We start from the raw sequence: 14,935 nt of genomic DNA on the forward strand, positions 1-14,935 counted from the left end.
CCTGGTCAACAGGGGGAGTCAGTTGGAAGAGGAGCCAGCCCCGCAGGGCTGGCCCGGAGAAGCTACTTGCCGTGGCAGTGTTTGTACTTCTTGCCGCTGCCGCAGGGGCAGAGGTCGTTTCTGCCCACCTTGGGCACGGTCCTGCGGACCTGGCTCTGGCGGGGAAGGCTTCCTTCCTGCGGAGCCGGCCCCCGGCCGCCTCCTGCCGGGCCTGATCCCAGGAGGCTGGTGCTGCTGTGTTGTGCCGTACCCTGGGCAACCCCTGCGGGACGGCGCTCTTCCATGCCCGTGGCCCTGATGGCAAACATGAGCCGGGCAATTTTTGTCCTGATATCGGCCAGGAACTCGTCAAAGATGCGGAACCCCTCCAGCTTGTATTCCAGCAGGGGGTTTTTCTGGGCGTACCCCCGCAAATAGACCGCCTCGCGGAGCTCCTCCAGGTTTTCCAGATGCTCCTGCCAGCGCTGATCGATGGTGCGGATGTACTCGATGCGGATAATGTAGTTCAGCCGCTCCTGCCCCACGACCTCCTCTTTCTGGGCCAGCTCCTGGCGCATCTCCGTGAGGATAGTCTTGCGGAACGCCTCCTGATCCAATCCTGCGTAGTCTGGTGCTTCCCGGGGAGCAAAAAAGAGCAACTGCTCCTGGAGCAATCCCAGGAGATGCTGCGCCTGGGCCTCCTGAAGTGAGCCGCTTACGGGGTGTTCCTCAAGGATCTCTTCCAGGACATCCTCGGCGGTATTCATGATGCGCTGGATCAGCGCTGCGTCTTCCATGATGGCATCGCGCTGGCTGTAGACAACCTTGCGCTGTTCGTTCACCACATCGTCGTATTCAAGGAGGTGCTTCCTGATATCGAAGTTCCGCTCCTCTACCTTGTTCTGCGCCCGCTCGATGCTTTTGTTGATCATGGAGTGGTTCAGCGGTTCACCCGGCTCAAGGCCCCGTTCCATGATGGACTTCAGGTTGAACCGGCCGCCGCCAAAGAGGCGCATCAGGTCGTCGTCCATGGAGAGAAAAAAGCGGGATTCGCCGGGATCGCCCTGGCGACCGCTTCGCCCCCGGAGCTGGTTATCGATCCGTCGTGATTCGTGACGTTCTGTTCCCAGGACAAAGAGCCCTCCCAGGGATTGCACTTCCTGGTAATCCTGGCGCCATTTTGCGCGCTCCCGGGCGATTGCCTGCTGGATCTCTTCGGGCGAGGCCTCTTCCGGAAGGGAGCGGCGGGCCCTGAACTCGGGGTTTCCTCCCAGTTTGATGTCCGTACCGCGACCAGCCATGTTGGTGGCGATGGTGATAGAGCCTTTGGCACCCGCCTCGGCAACAATGAGGGCTTCCCGGGCGTGGTTCTTGGCGTTCAGAACCTCGTGACGAACGCCCCGTTTTTTGAGCATCTGCGAGAGTTCTTCCGATTTCTCGATGGAGATTGTGCCGACCAGCACAGGCTGTCCCTTTTTGTGAAGCCGCTCCAGCTCGTCGCAAATGGCGTTGTATTTGTCCCGGGAGGAGACGTAGATCACGTCGTCCTGATCAATCCGCGCCACGGGGCGGTTTGTGGGGATCACCACCACGTCAAGGCCGTAGATGTTTCCGAACTCCTTGGCCTCGGTCTCGGCGGTTCCTGTCATGCCCGAGATCTTGTTGTACATACGGAAGAAGTTCTGGAAGGTGATCGTTGCAAGGGTGCGGTTGCGGGCGGCCACGCGGATTCGTTCCTTGGCTTCGATCGCCTGGTGGAGCCCCTCGCTGTAGCGACGTCCGTGGAGAATTCGTCCGGTGAACTCGTCCACGATCTCCACCTTGCTGTCCTTTACAACGTACTGCTGATCCTTGTGAAAGAGGCGGTGCGCCCGCAGGGCCTGTGTGGCGTAGTGGATATACTCAAAGTTTTCCTGGTCGAAGATACTGCCGCTGATGATCTTGCGCCGTACCAGAAGCTCTTCCAGGTGGTTGAGCCCCTGATCGGTGAAGCTGATCTTGCGGGTCTTTTCCTCAACCTTGTAATCACCCTGGGGCTCTTCGGGATAGTCTCCCGTCTCGGGGTCCTTGGCTGCTTCCTGGAGATCCAGAACAACCTGGTTGACCTCGCGAAACTTGCTGGTATCGTCGTTGGTCTGGCCCGAGATGATCAGGGGCGTTCGGGCTTCGTCGATCAGGATGGAGTCGATCTCGTCGATGATACAGTAGGTATGGCCCCGCTGGACCTTGCCGCTCTGGTCGTAGCGCATATTGTCCCGGAGGTAATCGAACCCGAACTCGTTATTTGTTCCGTAGGTGATGTCCTTGCGGTAGGCCACATGGCGGGCATCGTTGTCCATGTCGGAAACGATGTACCCCACGGAGACCCCCAGGTATTCGAAGACGGGGCCCATCCAGGATGCGTCCCGTTCCGCCAGGTAGTCGTTCACGGTAATTACATGAACGCCCTTGCCGGTGAGGCTGTTCAGATAGGCCGCCGAGACCGACGAGAGGGTCTTTCCTTCACCGGTCTTCATCTCCATGATCTTGCCCTGGTGGAGAACAATGGCTCCCAGGAGCTGAACATCGTAGGGACGTTCTCCCAGAACCCTGCGGGCGGCCTCGCGGGCCACGGCAAAGGCCTGGGGGAGGATATCGTCCAGGGAACGGCCCTCCTGAACCTCCTTTCGCCACTGGGCAGTGCAGCTGAGGATCTCCTCCCGGGAGAGTTTTTGGGCCCACGACTCCTGGGCATTGATGTTCCGCAAGATTGGCAGAAGCTTCTTGAGGTCCGCTTCCGATTTGGACCCGAATAGTATCTGGATGACTGTGTCGAGCATAGCGTTTTAGACTATACTGCAGGAACCTGAGCGGTCAAGGACAGCGTTGACAGGTACAGCGGCCGGTCGGTACTATTCCCCTCACCATGGCTGATGCAACGCGCCCTTTCCCTGTTCTGTCCCTGACAGGCTTGTCTGCTCTTCTTCTATCACTTCTCTTCTCCCTTCTTTTCTCGGGGTGCGACGATTCTGCGGCGGTGATTCTTGAGCGGGAGGAGCGATTTCGGCTCGGCCTGGGGTTTCTGGAAGACGAGCTGGGGCTCTTTGGCAGAGACAACACGGTGCCCCAGCAACCCAATTCGGTGGTCATGCGCGATGGCCTTGTTTTTGTGGGGAACGGCAGTGCCAACAAGATCATGGGCTTTACCTCCTTCGGCGATCTGGTTCGTCTGATCTATCAGCCCCGTGACAACCCCCGGCCTGTAACATTATCCGAGGGTAACTTCGGCGAGGAATCGGGAACTCGCCGGGCCGTGCCGTTTCCTTTCGAGGGCCTTGGGCGGATCGCTGTGGATTCCCGCCGATTTCTCTACGCCGAGGATCGGATTCCCCGTAACCGGGCGATCTGGGACGAGGAGCTGGGGGTGCATTTAAATCGTCAGATCTTCCGGTTCGACAACAACGGCCAGATGGTTGATTACCTGGGGCAGGAGGGAATAGGAGGAACCCCCTTTCCCTTCATTCATGATCTGACCGTGACCAAACGGGACGAGTTGGCCGTGATCACCCGGATCAAAGAGGGATTTATCTCCTTTTTTTATTCATCGGAAGGTGATTTTCTCACAGCTGTGGAGATTGGTCGGGACCGGTTGCCCCTGCCCTCGGAGGATGAAGGGTATATACCGGTTCTGAACGAGGTGGTTGCCGGAGTGGATGAGCCGCGCCTGTATGTGAAAATATCCTATTACCGGGCGCAAAAGGATGCTGCTGCGGGCAGGGATCACGGGATTGCCCTGGATCACGCCCGGGTCTATTGGATCGATCTGGTATCCGGGCGCTACGAAGGCTTTGTGGAACTGCCCCGGGGTAACGGTGAGGAGCATTTTGAGCTGACGGGAGTTGCCCGGGGAGAACATCTCTTTCTGCTCTCCCGGGAGAACCCCTCCAGGGTTCAGCTGGTGATCATGAACGACGAGGGGCGCGTCCTGCGACGGCGGTCTCTTGAGGTTTCCGAAGTGGATCTGACAGCACGAAGCTTTTATCTCTGTTACGATGGGGTTCTTACCGCTCTTCTGGGCTATCACGACCAGGCCCAGGTAGTGTGGTGGCGGAGCGATCGGCTCTTGCCACAGCCCTGATAGTTTGCTGCGGGAGGTGTGCCCATGCGCGAGCAGGATCTTCTGGTTTCCTCGGCCGTTATGGCGGGAATAGACGAGGCTGCCCGGGAAAAGCTGGGTATCCCCGGGGCGGTTCTTATGGAAAACGCCGGCCGGGGAGCCTGGGAGGTGCTCCGGCGGGTTCTTCACACAGAAAAGAACGATCTCTCCCCGGGGCCTCTTGTCTTCTGTGCAGGCCCGGGAAACAATGGAGGCGATGCCCTGGTGATGGCACGCTGGGCGCTCATGGAAGAGGAGTTCCCTCTGGCGGTGGTCACGTCCCGGGCCAGCCTGGGTGCTGCTGCGACGGCGCAGTGGGACATCCTGGAGCGTATGGGTGTCACCCGGCTGGTATGGGACGAAGAGCCTGTTCTGGTGAAGGAGCTTCTGGGCAGAGCCCGGATGATCGTGGACGGTCTGAGCGGAACGGGACTCGCCGGCGCACTTCGAGGGAGCCTCGTCTCGCTGGTGGAGGCCATGAACGCCTCGCCGGCCCCGATCGCTGCGGTCGATCTCCCGTCGGGTTTTCGCGATGGTCCCGATCCCGCAGACCCCCGGGTTCAGGCCGATGTGACCATTGTGACGGGATACCTCAAGCTGTCCCTTTTTACTCCCCTGGGACGGCCCGGGGCGGGGCGGCTGTTTCAGGTAGATCCGGGATTTCCTCCTGCCCTGGTGCGGGACGCCAGGGATTCCGGAGATACCGACCGGTTTCAGGTGCGGCTGGTGAATCCTGAAGACCTTCCGGTTCCGCTTGTGCCTGCTGACGCCCACAAGGGTATGCGCGGCAGGGTGGGGGTGATCGGCGGTGCTCCCGGTACAGAGGGCGCGCCCCTCCTGGCAGGGTTGGGGGCTCTCTACGGCGGAGCCGGAATGGTGAGAATCTGCAGCGGGGGCGGCCAGGCAGCAGGCGGCTACGATCCCTCTCTTATGGTGAGCAGCGATACCCGGGAGAGCAGAAACGAGACGGTTGCCTGGGCGTCAGCCCTCGTGATCGGCCCGGGGTGGACCGGTGCCAGCCGGGAGGACCTGCAGGAACTGCTCCAGGAAGCTCGGGAACGTTCCCTGCCTGTTGTGGCCGATGCCCAGGCTCTTCGCCTTCTGGGAGAGGATCTTCTTTCCGGGGGGGGCGGGGGGGATAGCTCCCGGGGGGGCGGGTTTCCCCTGATTCTGACTCCCCATCCGGGGGAACTCTCGGCGATGCTGGGCTGGTCTGTGCGGGATCTGGCGTGCAACCCCTGGGAAGGGCTTCGACGGACTGTGGAAACCTGTTCTGCTGTGGTTGTTCTGAAGGGAGCCGTCACCTTCGTTGCTGATCCTGGTGGTCAGATCACGCTTTTTGACGGCCGTTGTCCTGCGCTGGCAACGGCTGGAAGCGGTGATGTTCTGGCGGGGCTTGTCGGGGCCTTTTGTGCCGCAGGGATGGAGGCGAGCAAGGCTGCCCGGACCGCTGTGGCGATCCACCTCCGGGCAGGCCGACATCTGGCCTCGCAACGAGGGTGGTTCACGGCCCGCGATCTGGCCCGTTCGCTGGGCACTTTTTCCGGAGGTCTTTCATGAAAGAGGACGATCCTCCGCTCTCTCCTGCTCCCTGGAGAAACGCGGGGTCCGAGGAACTGCATTTTCACTCCCGCCGGACCGAGATGGAGGCGTGCCGGTCTCGCCGATGGCAACCTCCCCAGGGCAGTTTTTTTCGCCGCAACCGGGGTCTCGCTATCGCCCTGATCGACGTGGTGGTGGTGATGATTCTCTTTTTCATCTATCTCTTCTTTCTTCGTCCCCTGGCTGGCCAGGTGCGTCTTGGAGAATATCGCCTTTCCGGGGAGACCTACCTGCTCGCCGAAGAAATTCTGGTGGTGGTGACGATCCGGAATTCCTCGGGCAGCCGCTCCGGTTCCGATGATCCCGAACCACGGGCCCGGGAACTCGAGGCCGGTGGTTTCCAGGAACCTCAGCCGGTGGTGACCGTTTCCTCCTCCGGTCAGAGGATCTCCGATCTGGCCCCCCGGGCGGGGCAGGAGCGAAGTATTCCTCTTCGTCTTGCCAGGGAAGACCTTGAGGATGAAGAATCTCTGGAGGTTCTGGTTGTCATCGGCCGGGATCAAACTGTGTTGTCCATGAAGATCTCCGGCGATTGATCGATTCGACTCAGCGATTTGATTGACCGACAGCCAGGAACAGGGTATTTTTATAGTATGTACCAAATTTACTTCCTCTCAATTCTTGCTAACGTAATAGCCGGAATCGTTCTTGCCTTTGACCGCATGGACGAGCGTATGCGCCTCCACGCAGTATTTAATCCGGAAATGTTCAAGCACACCGGGTTTCGTCTTGCCATGGGGGTTATCGCCTTTGTGGTGGGTTTTCTGAAACTTCTCTCGGTGACCCCTGGTACCCCGCCCGTTGTGGGTGATCTTTTTCCCGCTGTGGCAGGAATGCTCATGGGTTTTGCCCTCTGTTTCCAGTATTATCAGGAACGCACCGAGGTAACGAGTGCTGCCGTGGAATCCCTGGACAGAGTCTTTGGCCGGCATAGTGCAAACCTGGGAATGATCGGCGCTTTTTCCGGAGTGCTTCACTTCTTTCTCCATCGTGTGCTCTTTCTCTGAACAACGGGTCTTGAATACCGTGCTTCCGGAGAACCTGTAGATGGGGTGTTGTGGACGTTCCGGACGGAAGCTCTTCCGTCAGGGCCGACTGGTAACGACTGCTGCCGTGGCGTATCAGGAGGGCCGTTTCTTTGCCGCCCAGCGCAAGGAGACGGGAGCCCAGCCCCTGCGGTGGGAGTTTCCGGGAGGCAAGTGCGACGAGGCAGACCCGGACGAACGCTCCTGTCTTGAACGGGAGTTTCGGGAGGAGTTCGGGGTTTCCGTTACCGTAGGAGACGAGGCAGGAAGTATCCCTTTCGATCACAAGGGCGTCTCCTACGTGCTGGTGGGCTATTGGGTGCAGATTCCCCCGGAACCGCTGATCCTGAGGGAGCATCTCCAGGCGGGGTGGTATACTCCCGGGGAGTTGCTTGAGCTGGATCTCTCCGATTCCGATCGTTCCCTGGTGAAAGAAATTCTCCCGTTGGTTGAATCCTCAAGGAGGTAGAGATATGGCGGAGATCGTACCGGAAATTCTCAGCCGCCGGGCCAGACGGGCCTACGGGCCGCGCACGCTTGAGAGGGATCTCCTGGAGAGACTCTTGGAAGCGGCGGTGCTTGCCCCCAGCTGCAACAACAAGCAACCCTGGCGGTTTCTGGTGTGCCACGACGATGACGCCCTGGAGCTTGCCCGGGGAGCTCTTCTTGGCGGAAACTACTGGGCCCGGGAAGCGCCGGTGCTGCTGGTGGTGACCACCCGGGACGATCTGGATTGCCAGTTGAGCGACAACAGGGAGTATGCTCTCTTTGATACGGGCCTGGCTGTGATGAACCTCATGCTTCAGGCAACACGGGAGGGGCTCTACGCGCACCCCATGGCGGGTTTTGACCCCCAGATCCTGCGGAACGCCTTTGCTATCGAGGAAGGAACCCGGATTGTCACAGTGGTGGCTCTGGGGTATCCCGGCGATGAAGGGACTCTGAACGAGAAGCATCGGAAGTCCGAGGACTCTCCCCGGGAGCGAAAGCCGCTGGTTGAGGTGGTGCAGTGGAACCGATGGGAGCCTCTCTAGCCGGGTTCGGTAGTGGGGCTCGGCCAGGCAAATTGCCCTTTCGGGGCAGATATTTTATTCTCCGACCATGATACCACAAATTATCGGTACAAAAAAATCAGCTGCTTTCCGGCGTTGCCTTCGTTTTTGCAAGGAGCGGGGTATCACCGTTCAGGAACGTGATCTCTATGCCCAGCCGCTTCAGCCAGGTGAGCTCGATACGATCGCTGCCGGGTGCGGAGGCATGGAAGCCCTGATCGATACAGACAGCAAATCCTACCGGCAACGGGGCTTTGCCTGGATGGACTACGACCCCCGGGAGGAGCTCCTGGAAGACCCGGGACTTCTTCGCCAGCCTCTGGTCCGATGTGATCGGGGGGTCTGTCTTGATCCCGGCGAGGCAGAACTCAAGAAACTCCTTCTTTGAACTGTCCGGGGAACTGTCCGGGGAACTGTCCGGGGAACTGTCCGGGCGCTGCACCGTCTTTCCCGAAACCAGCTCTCTTGTTATGATAGAGTGGTGAGTGATAGCGACGTGAGTGAGAAAGCCCCCCTTTGTGATCAGGTCCCCCGGGAGCTTGGAGAATACCGGGCTTCTATCGACAACCTCGATGCGGCCCTGGTGCATCTTCTGGCCGAACGGTTCCGTGTGACCCGCAAAGTAGGTGAATTGAAGCGCCAGGAAGCGCTTCCCCCGGCAGACGAAGGCCGGGAGGAGCGGCAACTGCTGCGTCTGAAGGAGATTGCCACCACCGCCGGGCTGGACCCGACCGTGGTGGATCTGATTTTCCCGGCCCTTATGTCGGAGGTTCGCCGACGGCATCAGGAATTGCGCGGCGACGGTCCCCGGCCATTGTGAAGGCTCCTTCGCCTCCCAGGGGGCCTCAGGGGGCTTCAGGGGGCTTCAGGTCGCCTAGAGGGGGCGTTTCCGGGCAGTCTCGGGCAAGTCTCAGGCCAGCTTGCCTGCGATTCGAGCCACGTAATCCCCCTGGAAGCGAGCTCCCGCCAGTTCAACCTCGCTGGGCATGCGACTGCCGTCAGCTCCGGTAATGGTTGATGCTCCGTAGGGAGACCCGCCGTTCATGGCGTCGATCTGCATCTGCTCCTGGAACGTATAGGGCAGCCCGGCCAGAATCATGCCGTGGTGGAGGAGGGTTATGTGGGTGGAGAGAATGGTTGATTCTGCCCCGCCGTGCTGGGATCCGGTAGAGGTGATCACGCTTCCCACCTTTCCGACAAGCGCCCCCTTGACCCAGAGCGGGCCTGTGGAGTCCAGGAACATCCTCATTTGCCCCGGCATATTGCCGAAACGGGTGGGCACACCGAAGATGATTCCGTCGGCATCGGTCAGGTCCTGGTGAGTTACCTCTTCAACGTGGGAGAAGGCTTTTTGCGCATCCACCGCCCCCATGGCAGCCAGAATATCCTCTCCCAGCAGTTCCGGCACCCGGCGAATTTTCACCTCGGCTCCTGCGGCCTCGGCTCCTTCTGCTGCGGCCTGGGCCATGGCGTACATATGACCATAGGTGGAATAAAAAACAACAAGAACTTTCATGTTTGTCTCTCCTTATGTCGTCAAGATAGGCCACCCGGGGAGGGTGGTCAAGGAAAGAAGACAAAAAAAGTAATATTTTAAGGAGCCATAGTGGACAGCGAACCAAAGGAGAAAAGCTCATGAAAAGGCCTGACGTATTGCACGATCCTGTAGGGCCAGCCCTGGTCCGCCTGGTGATTCCCATGGTGGCCGGAGCCCTGGGGATTGTGCTCTTTAATGTGGTTGATACCTTCTTTGTGGGTCGTTTGGGGGCTTTGGAGCTGGCTGCCATGAGCTATACCTTCCCTATCGTGATTGTGGCAGGGAGTATCGCTTCGGGGCTCGGTGTAGGCGCATCGGCCTGCGTCTCCCGGGCCTATGGTGCCGGTGATCTCCCCCAGGCCCGACGGCTTACCCTTCACGCCCATCTTCTTTCGCTGGCGGTGATACTGGTTCTGGCAGCGCTGGGGCTTGTCACAATCAAGCCGTTCTTTACCTTCCTGGGGGCCGAGGAAAAGCTGCTCGGGCTCATAGGGGATTATATGTTCGTCTGGTATCTGGGCATGCCCTTCATGATGCTCCCCATGGTGGGGCAGAACATCCTCCAGGCCCTGGGTGACAGCAAAACTCCCAGCGCGGTAATCGTTTTTTCGGTGGTGCTCAACATGGTTCTGGATCCTCTGCTGATTTTTGGTGCGGGGCCGGTGCCTGCTCTGGGAATCCAGGGAGCTGCCATTGCCACGGTCATTGCCCGGGGAAGCACCATGGTGGCAGTCCTCTGGATTCTTGGGAGCTCCAGAAAAATGTTCCCCCACCGGGCCGAGCGGTCGGGATTCCTGATCAGTTCCCGGCGAATACTCTTTGTGGGGCTTCCGGCGTCGCTTACAAACCTGGCCTTGCCAATCTCCATGGGAGTGGTGACCCGCCTGATCTCGCCTTTTGGAGCCGAGGCGATCGCGGGTTTTGGCGTGGCCACGCGGCTGGAGTCGTTTTCTCTGGTTTTCACCATGGCTCTGGCCATGGTCTTTACCCCCTTTGTGGGGCAAAATCTGGGGGCCGGGAAGGTCCATCGGGCCCGAGAGGGATATCGGGTGGCGGTGATACTCTCCCTGGTCTGGGGGGTAGTGGTCGCTCTGGTCTTCGGAGTTGCCGGGCGGCCTATCGCTGGAATTTTTACTGATACCGGGGAGGTTGTGGTTGCCACCACGGGATATCTGCGCACTCTGGCTCCCACCTTTGGTCTTCTGGGGGTTGTCATGGTCACATCGGCGGCTTTTAACGGGTTGCACCGGCCCTTTGCTGCTGCAGCGGTGGCCTTCATGAGGCTTGTAGGGCTGTATCTGCCGTTGGCGCTTATCGGGCGTAGTCTGGGAGGGCTTCAAGGGCTGTTTTGGGGGCTGGCCGGGGCAAACGGAATTGCCGGGGTTGCGGCGGTTCTCATTTTCCGGCGGGCATCGCGCACCTTTCCGGTTCCGAACAAAAGGAAGTGCAACGACGATAGAGTGTTTTGTTCACCCCGAAATCCTGGTAAATCCTTGTTTTCCATCGGTGATTGTGGCAAATTATAGGAACCGCCGGTGGAGATGTGTCTCTGCCTGGTTAAAAAGTGTGGAGCCCGATGCATCAAAGAGTATCTCGCCCGAAAAAACGGAAGTCTTTCTCCAGATGGGGTCGGCTCCGCCCTGTCTTTCTCCTCGCTCTGTTGGTGCTGTTCCCCTTTTACGCACTCCCGGCCCGGGAAGGGGCTCACAGGGCTCTCATTGTATCTCTGGACAGCAACTGGCCACCCTTTTCCTTTCTCGATTCCCAGGGCAACCCCCGGGGGGTGCTGGTAGATATCTGGAGGACCCTGGAGGAGCCTCTGGGAAGGCCTGTGGAGTTCCATTTCGGGTCCTGGCCCGAGAGCCTCTCCTGGGTCCTGGAAGGAAGTGCCCATGTTCAGGGGGGGCTCCTGCGCTCGCCGGGGCGGGAAACGTTTTTTGAGTTTTCCTCGCCCCTGCTGCCTCTCAAGGGGTATCTCTTTGTAGCGGCCGAGGCGATGCCCCTGACGATGCAGGATCTGGCCGGTCGGCTTGTGGGGGTAACACGGGGTTCCTTCGAGGAATATTACATGGAGCGGTCCTACTCCCAGGTGCCTCTCCGCCGTTTCGACAATAACGATTATATGGTTCAGGCTGCTCTCCGGGGGGAGTTGGTGGCCTTTGTCGCGGATTTTCCCGTGGCAAACTACCTTCTGGACCGGTATAACGCGGTTACCGCCTTCTATCCCGTCCATGGCCTCTATTCCCGATCGCTTCGGGCGGGGGTGCGCAGGGGCGAGCCCGAGTTACGGGCCCGGATCGATGCGGCTCTGGCTGCGCTGGGCGAAGAGGAGTTGCGGAGGCTTACCCAGCGGTGGCTTCGCAGCGAGACCAGAGAGGTCCTGCCCCGCTGGTTCTGGCCTTTTGTGGGAGCCGGTGGCCTGGCCGTTCTCCTGGGATCCCTGGCGCTGTATAATGCGGTTCTTCGCCGCCAGAGGAGGCACCTGCTCCAGGAGGTCCAGCGGAGGACGGGAGCCGTCCGGGAGAGCGAGGAGCTCTTCAGAACCCTCTCTGATCACGCTGCCGCCGGAATATTTATCCTGAGGGGGAGCAAACTGGTGGTGGTGAACCCCGCCATGGTGCGTATTTTCGGCTATTCCCGGGAAGATATGCTCTCTATGGAGGCGCTGGAGCTGGTGCACCCCGATCAGCGGGAGCTGCTCCGCAATCGCGTTCGTTCCCGCCACGACCAGAAGCTGGTGGCTTTCCGCTATGAGGTGAAGGGACGAACCAGGTCAGGAGAAACTGTCTGGGTGGAACTCACCGCCGGAAAGGCTTCCTATCAGGGAAAAACCGCCAGCATAGGCACGATCTTTGATATCACTGCCCGGAAACGAGCCGAGGAGCGAATCCAGGAAGACGAGTACCGGCTACGATCGATCCTGGAAAACCTGCCGGGCTTTGTCTATCAGCTTCTGCGCAACCCCGACGGGTCCATTGAGTATCCCTTTGCCAGCGACGGACTGCGCTCCTTCGGGGTGACCCCCGAGGAGCTTCAGGCAGATCCCCAGGCGCTCCGGCGCATGATTCCCCGCGATGATTACCGGAAACTGCTTCGCGAGAGCGAACGGGCTGCCAGAACCATGGGGCAGTTCCAGTGCCAGTACCGTCTGATTCTGCCCGATGGAACGGTGCGGTGGGTTGAAGCCCAGGATTCCCCCCGGCAGATGGCCGATGGCAGAGTCCTCTGGACCGGTCTGGCCGTGGATATAACACGAAGGAAACGGCTGGAGCAGCTTCTTCAGGAGAGTGAGGAGAAGTTCCGCACCATCGTGGAGAACGCCAACGATATCATTTACAGCGTCACGGCCAAGGGAATTTTTACCTACGTATCACCCAACTGGGTAGAGCTTTTGGGGCACGATGCAGCCGACGTTCTGGGGAGGTCCCTGACGGATTTTGTTCATCCCCAGGATTTTGAGCGGTTCTGGGAGTTCCTGGATCGGGTTTTCCACACCCGACAAAAGCAGAGTGGCGTGGAGTACCGAATTCGTCACAGTGACGGCTCCTGGCGCTGGCATACTTCCAACGCCTCGCCCTATTTTGACGCAGCCGGGCGGGTTGCGGAGCTCCACGGAATTGCCCGGGATATCACCGAGGCAAAGGAAGCTCAAGAGGCTCGGGAGGAAGCGGTGGCGCTTCTCCACCGGGTATCGCAGAACGTGCCGGGTGTTATCTTCAAGCTCCGCCAGGAGCCGGACGGAAGGCGTTCTGCGCCCTACGTGAGCTGGCGCGTGAAGGATATTTTCGGGGCTGCTCCGGAAGACCTTCAGCAGGATGCAGGCAGATTTTTTGATGCTGTCCACCCCGAGGATCGTTCCCTGGTAGAGGAGGGGCTGCAGGCAGCTCTGGAACAGGGGGTCCCCTGGCTTCAGGAGTTCCGCATCAGGACCGCATCGGGGAGCTACCGCTGGCATCAGGGCCAGGCATCCTGCGAACGAAGCGCCGACGGCGGGGCAGGCTGGTACGGGTATATTGGCGACGTCCAGGAGCGCCGCGATGCCCAGGAACGGTTTTCTTATCTGGCTTTGCACGACGCGCTCACGGGTCTGGCAAACCGCATTCTCTTTTCCGACCGGGTAGAAACTGCCCTGGCTGCAGCACGGCGTGAGGGTGAGTCTCTGGCGTTGCTCTTTCTGGATATGGATTCCTTCAAGCCTGTGAACGATACCCTGGGGCATGCCGTGGGAGATGCGTTGCTTCAGGAGGTGGCCCGCCGGATAGAGAATACCCTGCGGGAATCGGACACGGCTGCCCGTATCGGGGGGGATGAGTTTCTTCTGCTTCTTCGGAGAGTTGACCGCCGGGGGGCGTTGCGGGTGGCCGAGAAGGTTCGTCAGGCCGTGCAGGAGCCCTGTACGATCGGTGACCATGTGGTGTCGGTAACGTCCAGTATCGGGATTGCTCTCTTTCCCGATCACGGCGAATCTCTGACAGAACTTTCGGCCAGCGCCGACAAGGCGATGTACCGTTCAAAAAGAGAGGGCCGGGATACAGCAGCGCTGTACGATCCTGCTCTGGATTCCTCCGAGGCGGGCTAGCGGTATTGTGTGCCGGGACGTCCAGGGCTATTCTTTAAAGAAAGGGGTATCCCGGGCATGACGATCCTTGTAGCGGGAGGGGCGGGGTTTATCGGCTCGCATCTCTGCGAGCGCCTTCTGGGGCTGGGTCACGACGTGGTTTGCGCAGACAACTTCTCCACCGGGTTCCGGCAGAATCTGGACCATCTCCGGGCGCAGTCAGCCTTCACCCTGGTGGAGCAGGACATGACAGACCCGGCGAGCTCGCTTCCCGCGAGTGATATGATCATGAACCTGGCCTGTCCCGCCTCGCCCCGACAGTACCAGCTGGACCCTCTGGGAACCCTTCGGGCCAATCTTCTGGGGACGATGAACCTTCTGGAGCTTGCAGGCCGCTGGCGCGCCCCCTTTTTTCAGGCCTCCACCAGCGAGGTCTATGGCGACCCCGGAGTTCATCCCCAGAGCGAGCTGTATTGGGGGAACGTGAACCCCCTGGGCAGCCGGGCCTGTTATAACGAGGGGAAGCGCTGCGCCGAGACTCTCTGTGTTAATTACCATCGCCATCGGGGCCAGCCTCTGGCGATTGCCCGGATCTTCAACACCTACGGGCCGCGCATGGATCCCGACGATGGCCGGGTTATCTCATCCTTTATCGTGCAGGCTCTGCGGAACGAGCCCATCGAGCTCTTTGGCGGTGGCCACCAGACCCGGTCCTTTTGCTACATCGATGATCTGCTGGAGGGGATTCTGGCCTGCGCCTTTTCGGTGGAGGCCTTCTCCGGTCCGGTGAACCTGGGAAACCCCCAGGAGACATCCATCCGGGCCGTGGCCGAAGAGATTATCGAACTCACCAACAGCCGGTCTCGCCTGATCATGCGACCCATGCCCGAAGACGATCCCCGCCGGCGCTGCCCCGATATCTCCCTGGCGCGGCACCTCTACCGGTGGGAACCCCGGACGGCCCTCACCGCAGGGCTTCTGAAGACGATCTCCTGGTTCGATGGGGTCCTCTCCCGGTAGGTGCCTGCCGGGGGGTCAGGGCAGGCC

At 60.0% G+C, this 14,935-nt stretch carries 13 protein-coding genes; 11 read left to right on the forward strand and 2 right to left on the reverse strand.

Going from position 1 to position 14,935, the window contains the following annotated elements:
- Positions 1-62: 62 nt before the first annotated feature.
- On the reverse strand, positions 63-2,798 hold the full coding sequence (secA, locus tag BW950_RS03180; RefSeq protein WP_076487846.1) for a preprotein translocase subunit SecA: 2,736 nt from the start codon (positions 2,796-2,798) through the stop codon (positions 63-65).
- A gap of 86 nt (positions 2,799-2,884) precedes the next feature.
- On the opposite strand from secA, the gene BW950_RS03185 reads away from it, so the two are divergent.
- The 8 genes from BW950_RS03185 (at position 2,885) to BW950_RS03220 (ending at position 8,613) form a co-directional block, all read left to right on the forward strand.
- Positions 2,885-4,096, forward strand: a complete 1,212-nt coding sequence (locus tag BW950_RS03185; protein WP_076487847.1) for an LIC_12708 family protein — start codon at positions 2,885-2,887, stop codon at positions 4,094-4,096.
- Positions 4,097-4,120: 24 nt separating this feature from the next.
- Positions 4,121-5,674 (forward strand): NAD(P)H-hydrate dehydratase, encoded by a 1,554-nt coding sequence (locus tag BW950_RS03190; protein ID WP_076487848.1) that lies wholly within the window; start codon positions 4,121-4,123, stop codon positions 5,672-5,674.
- Positions 5,671-6,252, forward strand: a complete 582-nt coding sequence (locus BW950_RS03195) for a hypothetical protein (RefSeq protein ID WP_076487849.1) — start codon at positions 5,671-5,673, stop codon at positions 6,250-6,252. Before BW950_RS03190 ends, BW950_RS03195 begins: the two co-directional genes overlap by 4 nt.
- 57 nt (positions 6,253-6,309) lie before the next feature.
- Positions 6,310-6,723, forward strand: coding sequence for a hypothetical protein (locus BW950_RS03200; RefSeq protein ID WP_076487850.1), 414 nt, complete (start codon positions 6,310-6,312; stop codon positions 6,721-6,723).
- A 40-nt stretch (positions 6,724-6,763) separates the two neighbouring features.
- Positions 6,764-7,210: an NUDIX domain-containing protein gene (locus BW950_RS03205; RefSeq protein WP_083943678.1), complete on the forward strand. Its 447-nt coding sequence runs from the start codon at positions 6,764-6,766 to the stop codon at positions 7,208-7,210.
- 4 nt (positions 7,211-7,214) lie between these two features.
- The gene (locus tag BW950_RS03210; RefSeq protein ID WP_076487851.1) at positions 7,215-7,775 is read left to right on the forward strand and encodes a nitroreductase family protein; all 561 of its coding nucleotides are present in this window, start codon (positions 7,215-7,217) and stop codon (positions 7,773-7,775) included.
- Positions 7,776-7,842: 67 nt separating this feature from the next.
- Entirely contained in the window at positions 7,843-8,181 is a 339-nt protein-coding gene (locus BW950_RS03215; protein ID WP_076487852.1) for an arsenate reductase family protein, read from the forward strand.
- 93 nt (positions 8,182-8,274) lie between these two features.
- Positions 8,275-8,613 carry a chorismate mutase gene (locus BW950_RS03220; RefSeq protein WP_234969015.1) on the forward strand — a complete coding sequence of 113 codons (339 nt, stop codon included), beginning with the start codon at positions 8,275-8,277 and terminating at the stop codon, positions 8,611-8,613.
- Positions 8,614-8,703: 90 nt separating this feature from the next.
- On the opposite strand, the gene wrbA is transcribed toward BW950_RS03220, so the two are convergent.
- The gene (wrbA, locus tag BW950_RS03225) at positions 8,704-9,309 is read right to left on the reverse strand and encodes an NAD(P)H:quinone oxidoreductase (protein ID WP_076487854.1); all 606 of its coding nucleotides are present in this window, start codon (positions 9,307-9,309) and stop codon (positions 8,704-8,706) included.
- A gap of 119 nt (positions 9,310-9,428) precedes the next feature.
- Here wrbA and BW950_RS03230 point away from each other — a divergent pair, with 119 nt between their 5' ends.
- The 3 genes from BW950_RS03230 to BW950_RS03240 all read left to right on the forward strand — a co-directional run bounded on the left by BW950_RS03230 (position 9,429) and on the right by BW950_RS03240 (position 14,908).
- Entirely contained in the window at positions 9,429-10,856 is a 1,428-nt protein-coding gene (locus tag BW950_RS03230; protein WP_076487855.1) for an MATE family efflux transporter, read from the forward strand.
- 137 nt (positions 10,857-10,993) lie between these two features.
- Positions 10,994-13,909 (forward strand): PAS domain S-box protein, encoded by a 2,916-nt coding sequence (locus BW950_RS03235; protein WP_159438706.1) that lies wholly within the window; start codon positions 10,994-10,996, stop codon positions 13,907-13,909.
- Between the two features lie 57 nt (positions 13,910-13,966).
- Positions 13,967-14,908, forward strand: a complete 942-nt coding sequence (locus tag BW950_RS03240) for a UDP-glucuronic acid decarboxylase family protein (RefSeq protein WP_076487857.1) — start codon at positions 13,967-13,969, stop codon at positions 14,906-14,908.
- Positions 14,909-14,935: the final 27 nt, after the last annotated feature.

Origin of the sequence: Alkalispirochaeta americana (assembly GCF_900156105.1) — a bacterium.
Classification (GTDB): domain Bacteria; phylum Spirochaetota; class Spirochaetia; order DSM-27196; family Alkalispirochaetaceae; genus Alkalispirochaeta; species Alkalispirochaeta americana.